Source organism: Celeribacter arenosi, from assembly GCF_039539485.1.
Classification (GTDB): Bacteria; Pseudomonadota; Alphaproteobacteria; order Rhodobacterales; family Rhodobacteraceae; genus Celeribacter; species Celeribacter arenosi.
The window spans coordinates 1,016,049-1,034,361 of record NZ_BAABDF010000007.1 but is presented as its reverse complement, the minus strand read 5'-3'; the positions used below and the strand labels follow the sequence as shown (position 1 = coordinate 1,034,361).

Sequence of the window (18,313 nt, the reverse complement as noted above, 5' to 3'; positions counted from 1 at the left end):
TTGTCTCCCTTTGCCCCATCCTAAACTCCGGGGTTCCTGCGCAGATCGAGGGTCATGGGGAACTCCGGATGGGGCACTTCTTCGGCTGGCCAATAGGTGCCCACGGTGTGACCGGTTTTCTCGAAACGTGCGAGACGGCGCGCGTCCGCTTCGTTGGTGTTGACGGGGAAGGTGTCGTAATTGCGCCCGCCGGGGTGGGCGACGTGATAGGTGCACCCGCCGAGCGCCCTGCCCGTCCAAGTGTCGAAGATATCAAAGGTCAGCGGCGCGTTGACCGGCAAAACCGGATGGAGCGCTTCGGCGGGTTGCCATGCTTTGAACCGCACGCCCGCGACCGCGACCCCGCTTGCGCCGGTTTTGGTCATCGGCATTTTGCGTTGATTACACGTGACGATGTAGCGGTCGGGATCGGCGGTGGTCAGTTGCACCTGCATGCGCTCAACGGAGCTGTCGGTGTAACGCACCGTGCCCCCGATTGCGCCGCGTTCGCCCAGCACATGCCACGGCTCCAACGCCTGACGCAGTTCCAGATGCACGCCCTCATGTTCGATCTCGCCTGCAAAGGGAAAGCGGAACTCCCACTGCGCCTCGTACCAGTCCTTGCGGAACTGGAACCCGTGATCGCCGAGGTCGCGCAGCACTTCGAGGAAATCCTGCCACACGAAATAGGGCAACATGAAACGATCGTGCAAAGTCGTGCCCCACCGCACCGGATTGCCTTTGACCGGATTGTCCCAGAACCGCGCCAAGAGCGCACGGATCAGCACCTGCTGGGCAAGGCTCATCTTGGCGTCCGGCGGCATTTCGAAACCGCGGAATTCTACCAGTCCGAGCCGCCCTGTGGGCCCATCGGGCGAGAACATCTTGTCGATGCATATCTCGGCGCGGTGCGTGTTGCCGGTCACATCAATCAGGATATTGCGCAGCAGCCGGTCGACGAGCCATGGACGTGGCTGTTCGCCTTCACCCGGCGCGGGGATTTGCGACAGTGCGATTTCCAACTCGTAGAGCGTGTCGTTGCGCGCCTCGTCGATGCGCGGCGCCTGAGATGTCGGGCCGATGAACAGGCCCGAAAACAGGTAGGACAACGACGGGTGGCGCTGCCAATGCAGGATCAGAGAGCGCAACAGGTCGGGACGACGCAGGAACGGGGAATCCGCAGGCGTGTCGCCCCCGACCACCACGTGGTTGCCCCCGCCGGTGCCGGTGTGTTTGCCGTCCACCATGAATTTATCCGCACCCAGTCGGGATTTGCGGGCCTCCTCATAGACGGTGTTGGTGATGTCCTTGCAGTCCTGCCAATTGGCGGCCGGATGCACGTTCACCTCGATCACACCGGGATCGGGCGCGACCTTGATCACGTTGAGGCGGGGGTCATGGGGGGGCGAATAGCCTTCGATATGGAGTTTCAGGCCCAATTCATCTGCCGTTTCTTCCGCCGTCGCCAAGAGGTCGAGATAGTCCTCCAGACGTTCGACAGGCGGCATGAACAGGCATAGCTTTCCGTCACGCGGCTCGATTGCGATCGCCGTTCGCACGCTTGCGCCGGAGAGGTCGATGGCCTGTTCGACGACTTCCTGTTGCGCGCCGCCTTCGGCCTCTTTGACGCTCGACACAGGCTGCGCGCGGCGGTCAGACAATTCCGGCTCGCCTGCACCCTGTTCGCGCACAATCTCGTCGATAACCTCGGCCACGCGGCGGCGGCGTTCGTCTTCACCGGCGTGGAAATCAGGCAATTCACCGCGCGGCTCAGCCGGGTCGGCGGGGTAGACATAGGGGTAATCGGCGGCTGGAATATGCGGCAAGGTCCCAAGCGGCAGGCGGAACCCGACAGGGCTATCGCCGGGTACGAGGAAGAGATGCCCGCGGCGCGTTTTCCAGCGCTCCGATTTCCACCCGGAGGTCGATTTGGCCTGCCAGCGTTGGACCGGCAAGACATAGCCCGCCGGTTCGGTGAGCCCTCGGCTAAACACCTTGGCGATGCGCGCACGCGCCTCTGGGTCTTTCAGTTTGGGATCTTCCGGCGTCACATTGACCGGCAAATCGGCCTCTTTGAGAACCCATTCGGCGGGATCCTCATAGGTCGGTTGCGCGTGATCGGGTTCTATGCCGAGGCGCTGCGAAAATGTCGACATGAATTCCCCGGCCTGCGTGATCGTGGCGGGGACATCGGGCTCTTCGCGGGCAATCAGGTCGGGGTTTTTCCAAACCGGTTTTCCGTCTTTTCGCCAGTAGAGCGCAAAGGTCCATCGGGGCAGCGTTTCGCCCGGATACCATTTGCCCTGCCCGTGATGGAGAAAACCGTTCGGCGCGAACCTGTCACGTAGTTTTCGGATCAGCGTGTCGGCCAGACCGCGTTTGGTCGGCCCCACGGCGGCAATGTTCCATTCATCCGCCTCGAAGTCGTCGATCGACACAAAGGTCGGTTCGCCCCCCATTGTCAGGCGCATGTCCTGGCGTTTGATCGCGTCGTCAACTTTGTTGCCCAGATCATCGAGCGCCTGCCAGCTCTCTTCAGAGAAGGGTTTGGTGATCCGCGGATGTTCGGCAGTGCGGGTCACGGTCATATCGAAGTGGAAGGAGGTTTTGAGGTCCGCAGGACCGGTGAAGCCGCCGACAATCGGGGCGGCGTTGCTGTAATGCGGGGTGGAGGCCAGCGGGATATGGCTTTCGCCCGTCAAAAGGCCGGAGGTCGGGTCCAGCCCCACCCAGCCCGCGCCGGGCAAATAGACCTCGCACCACGCGTGCAGATCGGTGAAATCCTTATCCGTGCCCGCCGGACCATCGAGGGAGACCAGATCGGGTTTCAACTGGATCAGGTAGCCGGATGTGAAACGCGCCGCATAGCCGAGATTGCGCAGGATCTGCACGAGCAGCCATGAGGTGTCGCGGCACGATCCCTTGGCAGAGGTCAGCGTTTCCTCGGGCGTCTGCACGCCGGGCTCCATGCGGATGACGTAGCCGATGTCTTGTTGAAGCTGCGCATTGAGCGCGACCAGCATGTCGACGGTGTTCATGGATTGGCGCGAAATCGTCGCCAGATATTGTTGCAGCTTTGGACCCACGGGTTCGGGCGTGCGGTAGATCGACAGGTCGGACAGGATTTCCTGTGGATAATCAAAGGGCCAATCTTTGGCGACATCATCCACAAAAAAGTCGAACGGGTTGTAGACGGTCATATCGGCGACCAGATCGACCTCGATTTTGAACTCGCGAACGGGGTCGGGAAACACAAAACGCGACAGCCAGTTGCCGTATGGATCCTGCTGGTGATTGACGAAATGGCCTGCGGGCGACACCTTGAGCGAATGGGAAATGACACGCGTGCGCGAATGGGGTGCCGGGCGCAAACGGATGATTTGCGGTCCGAGATTGATGGGCTGATCGTACTCGTAGTGCGTGAGGTGATAAATGCCAGCGGTGATCGCCATTTTGATGCCCGTCCTTTTGCTACATTTCCATAAAGACCGACCAGACCAAGGAATGTAAAGCCACCTGCGCACCGCACGGGCCCTGCAGGCCGATTGGAGGTGTTTGGGGCGCATTCCTGCGTAGATTTCCACCACTTCGATTGCACACCTGAGGCGGGCGCAAACGCGCAGTCACGCCTTGCTGCCGTGCTGCAACCGTGGCTTGATAGAGCCAAGGTGCCACGACCGGCGAACCAACCAGAGGACTGCCCGATGAAGACCGCTCTTGCCCCCTACGTCCGCATTCTGGGTCGCGGACCTTCGTTTTCGCGCTCTCTGACGCGTGAGGAAGCCGAGGCGGCAATGGGCATCGTTCTGGCCGGCGACGCCGCGCCCGAGGCCTTGGGCGCGATGTTGATGTTGATGCGGATGAAGGGCGAGACGGCGGATGAAATCGCGGGGTTTGCGACGGCTGCGCGGGCCGCCGCCCCTGTTTCGGGCGCGCTTTCGGGCGAGGTAGCGCTCGATTGGCCGTCCTATGCGGCGGGTCGCACGCGTGGGTTGCCGTGGTTCCTTTTGGCGGCGAAACTGGTGGCATCGGCGGGGCATCCGGTCCTGCTGCATGGGTGGAACAGCCATCAGGGGTCGAACGCCTCTGTGCGCGCAGCCCTTGGTCCGCTCGGCATTCCGGTCGCGCAGGATCGCGATGTGCGCGAGCTGGCAACAGGTATCGCCTATCTGCCGCTCGAAACCCTGTCGATGCCGCTGTTTGATATCCTCGGGCTGCGGGCGGTTTTCAACCTGCGCTCCTGCATCAATACCGTGCTGCGGGTGTTGAACCCTGCGGGGGCCGCCGCCTCGGTTCAGGGCGTTTTTCACCCGCCTTACAGACAGTTACAACAGGACGCCTGCCTCGCCATGGGTCAGAAAAACCTCACCGTTCTAAAAGGCGGCGGGGGTGAGTTCGAGCGCAACCCCTCCAAAGACATCGCCCTGTTCGGGCTGCGCAACGGGGTCGCCTTTGACGAGGTTGCCGCGCCGATGGATGCGGCCCATGTGCGCCTCGCCGATGGCGCTCAGAGTAGTGATCCCGCCGCCCTGCCCGCGCTATGGTCGGGTGAGTTGGAGGATGCTTTTGCGCTCTCTATCGTGCTGGGCACGGCTGATCTGGCGCTGCAAACGCTGGGCGTGACGACGCCTGCAAGCGAACTGTGGCAGGCGCGGGATCGGTCGGCGATTGCGGCCTAGGAGATGATTTCAAAGCGGGTCACGTCGACCATGCCGCGATCGGTGATTTTGAGCGCGGGGATGACGGGGAGCGCGAGGAAAGCGAGCTGCAAAAACGGCTCGTGCAGCACCACGCCGAGCGATTTGGCCGCCGCACGCAGATCGACGAGGGCATCATGGACCTCCTCGAAGGTCCCAAGGCTCATCAACCCCGCAACCGGCAGCGCCAATTCGGCGAGGATGCGCCCGCCCTCGGTGACCACAAAGCCGCCCTCGATTTCGGCCAGCCGGTTCGATGCCATGGACATATCGGCATAATCCACGCCCGCACACACGATGTTGTGATGGTCATGGCACACGGTGGAGGCAATCGCGCCCTTTTTCATGCCGAAACCGCGCACGAAGCCGCTGGCGATATTGCCGTTCTTGCCGTGGCGTTCGATCACCGTGATGCGGGCCAGATCGCGGGCGGGATCGGGGCGTTTGTCCCCGTCGACGATGGCGATGTCTTCGTGGAGGTGCTCGGTGATGATTTTGCCTTCCATGATCCCGATGACATCGGTGTCCTCATGGTTGCCACCGCTGCGGAAGCTTTCAGGGGTCACTTTGGGCGCTTTGACCGAGTGGCGGCCTACGGGGTCGACGGTTCCACGGGTGGCGAAGGCTGTGTCATTCACTTCACGACCGCCTGCGAACACTTTGACAATGCTACATTTTTCCAGATCATCCAGAACCACGATATCGGCCCGTTTGCCCGGCGCGATCATGCCGCGATCTTTGAGACCAAAGGCTTCTGCCGCCGACAAAGACGCGGCGCGATAGACCGCGAGGGGTGAGGATCCGAGCGAAATCAGCGTCCGGATCATGTAGTCGAGATGGCCCTCCTCGGCGATGTCGAGCGGGTTGCGGTCATCGGTGCACAGGCACATGTAGGCGCAGGTCAGATCGGTGAGCAGCGGTTGCAGGGCGTGCAGGTCCTTGGAGACCGAGCCTTCGCGGATCAGGATACGCATGCCTTTGCGCAGTTTTTCGCGGGCTTCCTCGACGGTGGTCGCCTCGTGTTCGGTGCGGATGCCGGCGGAGATATAGGCGTTGAGGTCGCGACCCGACAGCTGCGGGGCGTGGCCATCGATATGGGCATCCTCGAAAAGACGTATCTTTTCCATGGCTTGCGGGTCGGTGTGAATAACACCGGGGTAGTTCATGAACTCGGCGAGGCCAATGCCCGAGGGGTGGCCCATCAACTCGCGCAGGTCGTCCGCGAGCAGTTCGGCACCGGCGGTTTCCATATGGGTCGAGGGCACGCAGGAGGACAGTTGCACGCGCAAATCCATCAGGGTGTGGGCGCTGGCCTCCTGGAAATACCGGATGCCCGGCGCGCCGATGACATTGGCGATTTCATGGGGGTCGCAGATCGCGGTGGTCACCCCGTGGGGCGTGACGCAGCGGTCGAATTCAAAGGGCGTGACCAGTGAGCTTTCGACGTGCAAATGGGTGTCGATGAAACCGGGGACGAGGATTTTTCCGCTGCAATCAACCTCTTTAAGACCCTGATATTCCTCACAAATACCGACAATGCGATCGCCACAGATTGCGACATCGCCGTCGAGCATCTCGCCGGTCATCAAATCGAAAATGCGCCCGCCTTTGAGCACCAGATCGGCGGGTTCATCGCCTTTGGCCTGACGGATACGGGTTTCCAGATCACTCATGACACCTCCTAAACCCGCACGGCGGGTACGCGTTCTACGTCTTCTGGCAGGCCAAGAGCGGCCCGTTCGGCGTCGCGGCGCGCCACCAGCCAAACCACCCGTTCTCCGGCGGCGTAGCGGTCGAGCGCGAGTTTGCGCTGATCGGACAACAGCCACCCTTCGGTGCCAATGTCACGGCCCACCACCACGCGGTCGGCATCGCGCCGCGCGAGTTCGAGGATGGGCATAAATTCCTTTTCAGAACAGATCACTAGATCGCATTCCTGAAGTCTTTGAACCGCGCGTAGCGTCATCAGATCGGCGTCATTTGCGCCCACGGGACAGAGCGCGACGGAGCCGTTTTCGCCATCATCAGGCGCGCTGCCACGGGCGATTGCGGATTTGATCAATTCGGCGGCTTCGCGTTCGGCACCACGGGCGAAAAGGCGACGGGGGGCGTCGGCGTAGACCCAGCGCCAGAAAGCGCGGCGTTTGTCTTTGTGAACAGCCTGTGCGACGGCGGGTCTAAGGCGTCCACCGAGGGCGACGAGATCGCCGAGACGCGGTTCAAGCACTTGTTCTAAATGGGTTTTTATCTGGCGGGCCAGCACAGGTGCCGCGCCTTCGGAGCCGATGGCGACAACGAGAGGGTCGCGGTCGACGAGGCTCGGGGTGTTGGCTTCGCACAACTCGGGTTGGTCGACGACATTGACCAATGTGCGCGCCTCCATGGCCAGCGCATGCAGGCAGGCATCCGCCCCCGGCGATCCGGTGCCGATGAAAGTTAGTTGAGCGTTTTCAAAGCTTTGCGGGGTGATCCGGTCGTTGATCCATGTCGCGCGACCCTCCTCTACAAGGGCGCGCAATTCGGGATCGAGGTCGGGCGCGAGGAAGGTGATGCGGGCATCGGTTTTAAGGAGCAGGCGCGCCTTTTGCGCTGCGGTTTCCCCGCCGCCCGCGATCACGACGTCGCGGTCGCTCATGCGGAGAAACATCGGGAAGAACTTCATGCGCTTGGGCCTTTTGGCTGTTTTGGCAAAAGTGGTCCAGCGGCGCGCGATTGGCAAGGGCGGGCGAAATGTTTTGCGTCTCTTAAAGACTTTGTGGCGCGTGTTTGCAGGGTTTTACATCGCGCGAAATCGCCGTTTTACATGTTTTACATGTTTTACAACTCAGCCGAGGTGGCCCCGAGGGTGACTAAGCGCCGCGATCACGCCGCGCATTTCGGCCAGACCGCGCATCCGCCCGATCAGGGGGTAGCCCGGATGTGTGCCCCGCCCTTCGTCGCTGAGCAATTCGTGGCCATGGTCTGGACGCCACGGGATGGTGGTGTCGGTGCGGGTGGCGTCGCGGGTGCGGCGGGCCTCTTCGGTGAGGAGCACATGCGCGAGGGCGACCATGTCTGTGTCGCCGCTCAGGTGGGCAGCTTCCTGAAACGAGCCGTCGGGTTCTTTGGCGACATTGCGCAGGTGGGCGAAGTGGATGCGTTCGGCGAAACGATGCGCGATGGCGGGCACGTCATTGGCGGGGTTGGCGCCGAGCGAGCCGGAACAGAGCGTCAGGCCGTTTTCGAGCGCCTCCTGTTGGTCAAAGACCCATTGGATGTCGTCGGCATTGGAGACCACGCGCGGCAGGCCGAAGATATCGCGCGGCGGATCGTCGGGGTGGACGCAGAATTTGACGCCGAGCTCCTGAGCGGTGGGGATGACCTCGGAGAGGAAGCGGGCGTAATTGGTGCGCAGGGCGTCGCGGTCGATGTCGGCGTAGCCATTGAGCGCCTCGCGCAGGGCGGGCACGTCATAGCGGTCGTAGGCGCCGGGAAGGCCGGCCATGATCGCGTCGATGAGGGCGGATTTGTCGTCCGGCGTGGCGGCGTCGACCCAGTCCTTTGCGCGCGCGATGATGTCGTTGGTGTAGTCTTCGCTCGCCCCCTCGCGTTCGAGCATGAAAACATCGAGCGCAGCGCATTGCGCGGCGTCAAAGCGCAGCGCGGTGCCGCCCTGTTTGAGCGGGTGGTAGATCGCGGTGCGCGTCCAGTCGATCAGCGGCATGAAGTTGTAGCAGATCGTGGTCACGCCCTCGGCGGCGAGGTTGGCGATGGATTGGCGGTAGGATGCGAAAAGCGGGCCGAGATCCCCGTCCCCGCGTTTGATGCGTTCGTGGATCGGCAGGCTTTCGACCACCACCCATTCCTGCCCGTAGCCGGCATCCGCGATCAGGCGTTTGCGCGCAGAGATGGCCGCGCGGCTCCAGACCTCCCCATAGGGGATTTCGTGCAGGGCGGTGACAATGCCGAGCGCGCCGGTTTGCGCGATTTCGGGCAGGGTTATTTTGTCGAGCGGGCCATACCAGCGCCAGCTTTCACGCATATTGGGCCTCCACCATCGCGATTGCGCCTTTGGCGATCAGGCCTTCGTAGGCGGCGATCAGATCGGATGTGAATTTCGCGTTATCGCGCAGTGCGGGGGAGAAAACCTCCGCCACAGTGAGAAGCGCGCGCACTTTGTCGGCGGGGGTGTCTGCGGCGTCGGAAAGCGTCTTGAGGCGCTCGGCCATCGGGTCGCGCACGTCGATGGGGTTGCCGTCCAGATCGGTGCCGCTGACGTAGCGCATCCATGCGGCCACGGCGAGCGTGAGGCCGGGTAGTTTGCGTCCCTGTGCAAAGCCCTCTTCGAGTTGGAAGAGGATGCGTTGGGGCAGTTTCTGGCTGCCGTCCATGGCGATTTGCCATGTCAGGTGGCGGATGACGGGGTTTTCGTAGCGGGTGAAGAGCGCATTGACATAGGCGCGCAGATCGACGCCCGGCGGGGGTGTCAGGCCGGGGATGATTTCGTAGCGCCAGAGCGATTTGACGAAGGTCGCATAGGCGGGATGGGCGACGGTTTCGGCGATGGTTTTGAGGCCGCCGAGGTAGCCCAGATAGGCCAGCGAGGAGTGGGTGCCGTTGAGGCAGCGCAGTTTCATGTCCTCGTAGGGGGTGACGCGGGCGACCATTTCGACGCCCACGGTGTCGAGCGGCGGGCGCGTGCCGGGGGCAAAGTCGTCTTCGACCACCCATTGGCGGAAGGGTTCCATCATCACCGGCGAGGCATCGTAGTGGCCGGTGAGTTTTCCAACGGTTTCAATGTCTTCGGGTTTGGTGGCGGGCACGATGCGGTCGACCATGGAGGCGGGGAAATGGGTGTTTTCGCTAATCCATGTCGCCAGATCAGAGTCGATGAGCGTGGCGAGTTCCAGCGTCACACCGCGCAGCACATGGCCGTTGTCGGGCAGGTTATCGCAGGTCAGCACGGTAAAGGGCGGCGTGCCTGCCGCGCGGCGGATGGCCAGCGCGCGGGTGATGAAGCCGAGCGCGCTCGCGGGGGCGTCGGGATTTGCGAGGTCGGCCACGATATCGGGGTGGTCGCGGTTGAGTTTGCCGGTCGCGGGGTTATGGCAGTAGCCCTTTTCGGTGACCGTGAGGGTGACGAGTTTCACCTGCGGGTCGGCCATGGTGGCGAGCACGGCGGCGGGATTTTCGGGGGCGACGAGCACATCGCGGATGATTTCCACGTGGTGCACTTTGGGCCCGTCTGGGGCCAGTTCGAGGGCGGTATAGACGCAGTCCTGCGGTTTGAGGCGTTCGGCCTGTGTGGGGGATTTGAGCGAGACACCGGTGATGCCCCAGTCCCCGCCGCCCTTTGCCATGACTTCGGCGAGGTAGATGGCGCCGTGGGCGCGATAGAAGGCCCCAAGGCCGAGGTGGACCACGCCAAGCGCCGGTTTGGGGGCGCTCGAGCGGGTCAGGCGGGGCAGGTTTTCAGGACTCATCAGGTGTCTTTCAGGTAAGGAGAATTCAGCGCGCGAGCCAGCCGCCGTCGACGTTCAACACGGCGCCGGTGACGTATTTGGCGGCATTCGAGCACAGGTAGGCAGCGGTGCCCGCGATGTCTTCGGGGTCGCCCCAGCGGCCTGCGGGGATGCGATCAAGGATGGATTTGTTGCGGGCGGGATCGGCGCGCAGGGCCTCTGTGTTATTGGTCGAGATATAGCCCGGTGCGATGGCGTTCACGGTGATATTGTGGGGCGCCCATTCGTTGGCGAGGATTTTGGTGATGCCTGCGACGGCGTGTTTGGAGGCCGTGTAGGCGGGCACGCGGATGCCGCCCTGAAACGACAGGAGCGAGGCGATATTGACGATCGCGCCGGGTTTTCCGTCCGCGATCAGGGCGCGCCCGAAGGCCTGACAGGTGAAGAACAGCGCCTTCTGGTTGACGTCGATGACGGCGTCCCAATCGGCCTCTGTGTAATCCGTGCTATCGGCGCGCCGGATGATGCCGGCGTTATTGACGAGGATGTCGTAGCCTGCGCCCTCGAAGATGTCGCGGGCGGCCATCGGGTCGGCGAAATCGAGGAGCACAGAGCGGGCTGTGCCGCCCAGATCGGTGATGATCGCCACGGTTTCATCGCAGTCGCGACGCCCCGCGCAGGTGACGTCCGCGCCCTGCCCTGCGAGCGTGACGGCGATGGCCTGACCGATGCCTGTATTGGCACCGGTCACGAGGGCTTTGCGCCCTTTGAGCGAGAAGAGGTCGGACATCAGCGCAGCTCCGCAGGTTGCACGAAGTCCATGTCGGTATAGTCGACGTTGTCGCCTGCCATGGCCCAGATGAAGGTATATTCGCCGATGCCTGCGCCCGCGTGGATCGACCATGTGGGGGAGATCACCGCCTCTTCGTTGGCCACGAAGAGATGGCGGGTTTCGGTGGGTTCGCCCATCAGGTGCAGCACGCGCGATTCCGGTGCCATGCCCCAGTAGAGGTAGGCCTCCATACGGCGGTCGTGGACGTGGGCGGGCATTGTGTTCCACACCGAGCCTTCTTCGAGGGAGGTATAGCCCATCACCAGTTGGCAGCTTTCCATGACCAGCGGGTGGACGAACATCTTGATGGTGCGTTTGTTGGAGGTCGCGGTCTCGCCCATCTTGACCTCTTTGCAGTCGGCCACGGTGATGAGGCGCGAGGGGTATGTGTGATGGGCGGGGCAGGATGTGATGTAGAAGCGTCCCTGCCCTTTGAAGGTCACAGCGCCGCTACCCATGCCGAGATAGAGCACGTCGCCTTTGTTCATCTCGTAGGTTTCGCCTGCGGCCTCGACGGTGCCGGTGTCGCCGATGTTGACGATGCCCATTTCGCGCCGTTCAAGGAAGGTTTCGGTGCGGGTTTCGTCGACTTTGCCCAAGGTCAGCGATCCGCCATTGGGCACAGCGCCGCCGACAGTGAAGCGGTCGTAATGGGTGTAGGTGAGGCGGATTTCGCCCTCTGCGAACATGCCCCCTGCGAGGAAATGTTTGCGCAGCTCGGCGGTATCCATGCCCTTGGCGTGGTCTTCGTGGACGGCGTGGCGGGTTTCAACGGTGAGGGTCATGGTAAGGTTCCTTTAGAGAAAATCGTCACGGCGGGGCGTGAAGGTATCGACGAGGCGTCCCGCTTCGAGGCAGGTGCAGCCGTGGACGGCGTTAGAGGGAATGACAAAGCTGTCGCCGGCGGCAACTTCGAAGGTTTCATCCGCAATGGTAAAACGGAAACGCCCGCTTTGAACATAGGTGGATTGCACATGGGGGTGATTGTGGAGCGCGCCCTGCCCGCCTTTGGCAAACGAGAAGGCGACGACCATCAATTCGGGGCATTCGGCGAGCACCTGTCGGGTGGTTTTTTCGTCCACTTTGACAGCGGGAAAGGATGTGACGTGGGGCATGGGAACTCCTATCGGAAGGCCGCGGGCAGCCAAAGCGACAGCGCGGGGATGTAGGTGACGAGCATCAGGGTGAAGACGGCGGCGAAGTAGAACGGCCAGATCGTGCGGATCGCGGTCCAGACCGGAATTTTGCCGACCGCGCAGCCCACAAACAGGACCGCGCCGACGGGCGGTGTGCACAGCCCGATGCCGAGGTTGAGGACCATGATGATGCCGAATTGCACAGGATCGATGCCAAAGGCGATGGCGACGGGCAGGAAGATCGGCGTGGTGATGACGATGAGCGGCGACATGTCCATGAAGGTGCCGAGGAATAGCAGGATCACGTTGATCATCAGCAGGATCACGATCGGGTTGTCGGAGATGGTTTGCATGAACGCGACGAGTTGGGCGGGCACGCGCAGGTAGGCGAGCAGCCAGCCGAACGCACCCGCGCAGCCGATCACGAGCAGCACCATGGCGGTGGTGCGCACCGCGCCTTTGACGGCGAGGACGAATTCGGAAAACGACAGAGAGCGGTAGACAAAAAAGGTGATCAAGAGCGCATAGACCACCGCGATGCAGGAGCTTTCGGAGGCGGTGAAGACGCCCGAGCGCACGCCGCCGAAGATGATTGCCACGAGGATCAGACCCGGTGTGGCGGCGATGAGCATGGCGATGATGGCGCGACCGCCCGGAAAGGCTTCGAGTGGGTAGCCGCGCCGTTTTGCGACGATCCATGCGGCGACCATGAGCGAGAGGGCGAGCACGATGCCGGGGATGATGCCGGCGGTAAAGAGATCGGCGATGGAGATTTTGCCCCCCGCCGAGATCGAGTAGATGATGAGGTTATGGCTGGGTGGCAGCATCAGCGCGATGATCGAGGAGACCACGGTGATGTTGACGGCGTAATCGGCGTCATAGCCGCGTTCCTTCATCTGCGGCACCATGAGGCCACCGATGGCGGAGGCGTCGGCGGCAGCAGAACCGGAGATGCCGCCGAAGAGCACCGAGGCCATGATATTGACCTGACCGAGGCCGCCACGGAAGTGGCCGACCAATGCGCCTGCGAGTGCGACGAGGCGGCGGGCGATATCGCCGCGCACCATGAGTTCACCGGCGAAGATGAAGAACGGGATCGCCATGAGCGCAAAGATCGACACGCCGGAGTTGAGGCGTTGGAAGACCACCACGGGGGGCAGTCCGATATAGGCGATGGTGGCAAATGAGGACACGCCGAGGCAGAAGGCCACGGGCGTTCCGATCAGCAGCAGGAAGGAAAACGTGCCAAAGAGCACGGCGAGTTCGTGGCCGGGGCCAATGAGGGCTGCGATATCGAGCATCAGAGATCTTCCTCGGGGAGTTCGGTTTCACCAAAGCGCGCGGTGACGAGGCCACAGGCGCGCCGCGCGAGGCGTTCGAGCGAGAAGATCACCATCAGAAAGCCGCCGAAGATCAGCGACAGAAAGGCGATCCCGCCGGAAAACCCGAGGTTGGGGATTGTGGAGGGCCATGTTTTTTCGGCCAGAAGGTAGCCGTAGTACATCATGCCGATCCCGAAGGCGACGACGGTGATGTCGGAGACCGAGTAGAGGATCTTTTTCACCCGATCGGGCAGGATGTAGAGCAGCACGTCAAAGGAGAGGTGGTAGCCTTCGCGGATGCCCACGGCGGCGCCCAGAAAGATGAACCAGCCCATGATGATAACGGCGGAGCTTTCGGTCCAAGTCGGGGTATCGTTGAGCACGAAGCGGCCCCAGACCTGCCATGCGATGAAGGCGGTCATAAGCACGAGCCCTGTGCCCGACACCCAGAGCGCGATGCGCGCCACGATGGCCAGCACGCGGGCGACTTTTTTCATAAACTGCTGCATTCCCTGCCCTTATCCCCGTTTTTGCGTAACATGGCCCGCCCCCGAAGTGCGGGAAACGGGCCATGCGCCGGGAGTTTATTCGGTCGCCTGAATGCGGGTGACCAGATCTTTGAGTTTGTCGGTGGTCACGTATTTTTGGTAGACCGGAACCATGGCTTCGATGAAGGGCGTTTTGTCGATATCGGTGATGATTTCGACGCCTGCAGCGCGCACTTTTTCTTCCGATGCGGCTTCGCGGGCGGCCCACATGTCACGCATGACGGGAACGGATGCCTTGGCGGCGGCTTTCACAGCGGCCTGGTCGTCGGCGGAGAGTTTGTCCCATGTGAGTTTGGACATCACGAGCACTTCGGGCACGATCAGGTGTTGATCGAGGGTGTAGTAGCCTGCGACCTCGTAGTGGCCCGAGGATTCAAAGGATGGCCAGTTGTTTTCGGCGCCATCGATCGCGCCGGTCTGGATCGAGGAATAGACTTCGCCGTAGGGCATCGGGGTGGCGTTTGCGCCGAGCGCGTCGACCATATCCACGAAGAGGTCGGATTGCATCACGCGGAACTTCAGGCCGGCCAGATCGTCCATCGAATTGATCGGTTTCTGGCTGTTGTAGAAGGAGCGCGAGCCGCCGTCATAGAAGGCCAGACCGATGAGGTCGTGGGCTTCGAAAGCGGCGAGGATTTCTTCGCCAACGGGGCCGTCCATGACGTTATGCATGTGCTCTGTGGAGCGGAAGATATAGGGCAGCGACGGGATTTTCGTCTCTTCGATGATGTTGTTGAATGGCCCGAGCGAGACGCGGTTGAGGTCGATCACGCCGAACTGGGTCTGTTCGATGGTGTCTTTTTCCTCACCGAGCTGGGCGGAGTGGAACACTTCCACGCAGAGTTTGTCGCCGGTGGCGGCGCTGAGTTGTTCGCCCATGTATTTGACGGCTTCCACGGTGGGGTAGCCATCGGGGTGGGTGTCCGACGAGCGCAGGGTCATTTCGCAGGCGCTGGCCGCGAGGGTGCCGGATGCGAGGACCGCGAGGGTCGCGGTGAACATTTTGAAGTTAGTCATTTGAAGTCTCCTCCCTGAGACATCTGATTTAGCCTGATCAGAGCTTGTAGGCCTTTTTGACCAGGTCGTAGGCGAGGTCGCGGGCGACCTCGTGGGCCTCGTCCATCCCCAGACGCCCTGTGGCGACGAGGTTGGCGAGGAACGCGGCATCCACGCGGCGGGCCACATCGTGGCGCGCGGGGATCGAACAGAAGGCGCGGGTGTCATCGTTGAAGCCGACGGTGTTGTAGAAGCCGGCGGTTTCGGTGGTGTTTTCGCGGAACCGTTTCATGCCCTCGGGGCTGTCGTAGAACCACCAGGGGGGGCCGAGTTTGAGGGCCGGATAGACGCCCGCGAGGGGGGCGAGTTCGCGGCTCTGCGTGGTTTCGTCGAGCATGAAGAGGATGACGGTGAGGTTTGGTTCCATGCCGACCGCGTCGAGCAAGGGTTTGAGATTGTTTGTGAAATCGGTGCGTGCGGGGACATCAAAACCCTTATCGCGGCCGAATTTGGCGAGCATGGCGGCGGAGTGGTTGCGATGGGCGCCGGCGTGGATTTGCAGCACGAGGCCGTCATCAAGCGACATCTTCGCCATCTCGGTGAGCATCTGGCCGCGGAAGGCGTCGCGCTCGTCTGCGGTGGCGCGTCCCGAGAGCACGGTTTGGAACAGTTCGGCGGCCTGCGCGGGGTCGAGGTTTTCGGTGCGCGCGGTCGGGTGGCCGTGGTCGGAGGATGTGACGCGGCCGACCTCTTTGAAATAGGCGCGACGGGCGCGGTGGGCATTGAGGTAGCCCGTGTAGGAGGCGGTGTCTTCGCCGGTCAGTTCGCCGAGTTTGAGGATGTTGTCGGTGAAGCCCTCGAAATCGGGATCGACGATAGTGTCGGGGCGATAGGCGGAGATGACGCGCCCGCCCCACCCGCTTTCGGCGATCATGCGGTGGTATTTGAGGTCGTCGAGCGCGGGTTCGGTGGTGGAGATCGCTTCGATGTTGAAGCGTTCGAACAGCGCGCGCGGTTTGAAGTCGTCGCGTTTCAGGCAGGCGTCGATATGGTCGTAGATCTCGTCTGCGGTATCCGCCGTGAGAGGCGTGTCGAGGCCGAAGACCTCCTGAAAGGCGTGTTTGAGCCACATGTCAGAGGGCGTGCCGCGCAGGAGGTAGAAATTCTCTGCGAAAATGCGCCAGATTTTGCGCGGGTCCTGTTCGACCTCTGTGCCATCGGCGCGCGGCACCCCGAGCGTGTCGAGATCGATGCCCTGCGAGCAGAACATGCGAAACACGTAGTGGTCGGGTTGCACGAACAGGCGCGCGGGATCGGGGAAGTTTTCGTTGAGCGCGAACCATGACGGGTCGGTGTGGCCGTGGGGCGAAATGATCGGGAGGTCGCGGATCCCCTCGTAGAGGTCGCGCGCCATCGCACGCACCGATTTTTCGACAGGAAACAACCGGTCGTCATCCAAAAGCGCCATGCGCATCTCCCCCTCATGCGAACCAGAAACCCGCGCGCTGCGCCGTTGATCGGGGCTTGTCGCGGGGGTTGGTTTTAACCTAGTAAACTAATATGCTAGTTGAAAAGGTGAGTCAACGCGGGTTTGCCCCTGATTGCGCTCGCATAGCGAAGAAGGCATAAAGCCATATAAATGAATGTGTAGAGCGCCCTTTTGGGGGTGAAATCTGCGCTAATGTACGACACGCACAGGGTGGCCCTCGGTCGCAGGGACGCAGGAAAAGGACGCGGGAGATGCAAAAAGAGGCCAAGCTGTCCAGTCTCGGCGCGCTCGATCAGGCGCGTGTGCCCTCTGTGACCGATATGGTTTATGACGAATTGTACCGCCGGATTGTCGATCTCGATCTGGTGCCGGGCACGAAGTTGTCGGAGGCCGAGGTGGCCAGCCGTCTGGAGGTTTCGCGCCAGCCCGTGCGCGATGCGTTCTATCGCCTGTCCCAGCAGGGGTTTTTGTCGATCCGCCCGCAGCGCGCCACCACGGTGACGCCGATTTCGCCCGATGCGGTGTTGCAGGCGCGCTTTATCCGCATGGCTCTGGAGGTGGAGATCATCCGCGAGGCGGTGCGGTTGATGACGCCTGCGGCGATGGCGCGTCTCGAGGCGATTGTGGCCGCCCAGAAACCCGCCGTCGAGAGCGGGGATCGCGAGCGGTTTCACGAGCGCGACGATGCGCTGCATATGGAGCTGTGCGAGATTGCCGGTCAGCCGCAGGTGTGGCAGCTCATCAAGGATAACAAGGCGCATATGGATCGGGTGCGGTATCTGTCGCTCGAGGATGGGGCGCGGTTGGCCTATGACGAACATCTGTCGATCCTTGAGGCGGTGAAGGCGCGCGACCCTGATCTGGCGGTCAGCAAGATGCGCGATCACCTGATGCGGATCGGGGACGTGATCCCTGATATCCGCGCCAAACATGCAGAATATTTCGAGCAGGATCTCCAGAATTGAAACATAAAAAGCTTCTCGCGATTGGCGAATGCATGGTCGAAATGGCGCCGGACGGGGCGGGCAAATACGACATGAATTTCGCCGGTGATACGTTGAATACCGCGTGGTATGCGCGCCGGTTGCTGGACGGGGTCGAGGGCGCCGAGGTGGGGTATTTCACCTGCGTCGGTCAGGATGCGATTTCGGAGTCCATGGTGGGTTTTTTGCAGGGCAGCGGCATCGGGACGGCGCATGTGCGCGCCCTGTCTGAGCGCACCGTTGGCCTCTACATGATCCAGTTGCGCGACGGCGAGCGCAGCTTTGCCTATTGGCGTGAAACCTCTGCGGCCAAGATGTTGGCGGCTGATCCCGACCGTATGGCGGCGGGGTTCGGGGGCGATCAGGTGTTGTTGTTTTCGGGGATCACGCTGGCGATCCTGTCGCCCGATCACCGCGCCAATCTGATCGCGGCGCTTGCGGATGCGCGTGCGCGCGGTGCGGAGGTGGTGTTTGACACCAATATCCGTCCGCGCCTGTGGGAAAGCGCGGCGGCGACCAAGGAATGGTTGTCGCGCGCCGCCGGTGTGGCCGATGTGATGCTGCCCTCCTTTGACGAGGAGGAGGCGATGTTTGGCGATGCCAAGCCGCAGGATACCGCGCTGCGCTACCGTGATCTCGGCGCGCATTCGGTGATCGTGAAGAACGGCGCGCAGGACCTCTATGCGTGGAGCGCGGGGGATGGCGGCATGACGGTACATCCCGACCCTGTTCAGGCCGTGGATTCAACCGCCGCGGGCGATAGTTTCAACGCCGGATATCTCGCCGCGCGGATGCAGGGCGCCTCGATGAGCGATGCGCTGCGCGCGGGCATGGCGCTGTCGGCGCAGGTGGTTCAGCATCGCGGGGCCTTGGTGGCGCTGTAGCTTTTC

At 62.3% G+C, this 18,313-nt stretch carries 15 protein-coding genes; 3 read left to right on the top strand and 12 right to left on the bottom strand.

What is annotated here, in order from left to right:
- Positions 1-20: 20 nt before the first annotated feature.
- Positions 21-3,431 carry a transglutaminase family protein gene (locus tag ABD815_RS12710; protein ID WP_344847605.1) on the bottom strand — a complete coding sequence of 1,137 codons (3,411 nt, stop codon included), beginning with the start codon at positions 3,429-3,431 and terminating at the stop codon, positions 21-23.
- A 252-nt stretch (positions 3,432-3,683) separates the two neighbouring features.
- On the opposite strand from ABD815_RS12710, the gene ABD815_RS12705 reads away from it, so the two are divergent.
- Positions 3,684-4,658 carry a glycosyl transferase family protein gene (locus ABD815_RS12705; protein WP_344847603.1) on the top strand — a complete coding sequence of 325 codons (975 nt, stop codon included), beginning with the start codon at positions 3,684-3,686 and terminating at the stop codon, positions 4,656-4,658.
- Here the strand turns inward: ABD815_RS12705 and ade are convergent.
- From ade to uxaC, 11 genes are all read right to left on the bottom strand, one after another.
- Positions 4,655-6,349, bottom strand: coding sequence for an adenine deaminase (ade, locus tag ABD815_RS12700; RefSeq protein WP_344847602.1), 1,695 nt, complete (start codon positions 6,347-6,349; stop codon positions 4,655-4,657). The genes ABD815_RS12705 and ade overlap by 4 nt on opposite strands.
- Positions 6,350-6,357: 8 nt before the next feature.
- Positions 6,358-7,323 carry an NAD(P)-dependent oxidoreductase gene (locus ABD815_RS12695; RefSeq protein ID WP_344848645.1) on the bottom strand — a complete coding sequence of 322 codons (966 nt, stop codon included), beginning with the start codon at positions 7,321-7,323 and terminating at the stop codon, positions 6,358-6,360.
- A 177-nt stretch (positions 7,324-7,500) separates the two neighbouring features.
- Positions 7,501-8,697, bottom strand: a complete 1,197-nt coding sequence (gene uxuA / locus ABD815_RS12690; protein WP_344847601.1) for a mannonate dehydratase — start codon at positions 8,695-8,697, stop codon at positions 7,501-7,503.
- Positions 8,690-10,138 carry a mannitol dehydrogenase family protein gene (locus tag ABD815_RS12685; RefSeq protein ID WP_344847599.1) on the bottom strand — a complete coding sequence of 483 codons (1,449 nt, stop codon included), beginning with the start codon at positions 10,136-10,138 and terminating at the stop codon, positions 8,690-8,692. Before ABD815_RS12685 ends, uxuA begins: the two co-directional genes overlap by 8 nt.
- 25 nt (positions 10,139-10,163) lie before the next feature.
- Entirely contained in the window at positions 10,164-10,907 is a 744-nt protein-coding gene (kduD, locus tag ABD815_RS12680; protein WP_425549860.1) for a 2-dehydro-3-deoxy-D-gluconate 5-dehydrogenase KduD, read from the bottom strand.
- Positions 10,907-11,734, bottom strand: a complete 828-nt coding sequence (gene kduI / locus ABD815_RS12675; protein ID WP_344847597.1) for a 5-dehydro-4-deoxy-D-glucuronate isomerase — start codon at positions 11,732-11,734, stop codon at positions 10,907-10,909. Before kduI ends, kduD begins: the two co-directional genes overlap by 1 nt.
- 12 nt (positions 11,735-11,746) lie before the next feature.
- Entirely contained in the window at positions 11,747-12,064 is a 318-nt protein-coding gene (locus ABD815_RS12670; protein WP_344847595.1) for a cupin domain-containing protein, read from the bottom strand.
- 8 nt (positions 12,065-12,072) lie between these two features.
- Positions 12,073-13,386, bottom strand: a complete 1,314-nt coding sequence (locus ABD815_RS12665; protein ID WP_344847593.1) for a TRAP transporter large permease — start codon at positions 13,384-13,386, stop codon at positions 12,073-12,075.
- Positions 13,386-13,904 carry a TRAP transporter small permease gene (locus ABD815_RS12660; protein ID WP_344847592.1) on the bottom strand — a complete coding sequence of 173 codons (519 nt, stop codon included), beginning with the start codon at positions 13,902-13,904 and terminating at the stop codon, positions 13,386-13,388. Before ABD815_RS12660 ends, ABD815_RS12665 begins: the two co-directional genes overlap by 1 nt.
- Positions 13,905-13,991: 87 nt before the next feature.
- Positions 13,992-14,972: a TRAP transporter substrate-binding protein gene (locus ABD815_RS12655; RefSeq protein ID WP_344847590.1), complete on the bottom strand. Its 981-nt coding sequence runs from the start codon at positions 14,970-14,972 to the stop codon at positions 13,992-13,994.
- A gap of 37 nt (positions 14,973-15,009) precedes the next feature.
- Positions 15,010-16,419 carry a glucuronate isomerase gene (gene uxaC / locus ABD815_RS12650; protein WP_344847588.1) on the bottom strand — a complete coding sequence of 470 codons (1,410 nt, stop codon included), beginning with the start codon at positions 16,417-16,419 and terminating at the stop codon, positions 15,010-15,012.
- A 272-nt stretch (positions 16,420-16,691) separates the two neighbouring features.
- Here uxaC and ABD815_RS12645 point away from each other — a divergent pair, with 272 nt between their 5' ends.
- Positions 16,692-17,405, top strand: a complete 714-nt coding sequence (locus tag ABD815_RS12645; protein ID WP_344847586.1) for a GntR family transcriptional regulator — start codon at positions 16,692-16,694, stop codon at positions 17,403-17,405.
- A complete protein-coding gene (locus ABD815_RS12640; protein WP_344847585.1) occupies positions 17,402-18,307 on the top strand; it encodes a sugar kinase in 906 nt (301 codons plus the stop codon). Before ABD815_RS12645 ends, ABD815_RS12640 begins: the two co-directional genes overlap by 4 nt.
- Positions 18,308-18,313 lie beyond the last annotated feature (6 nt).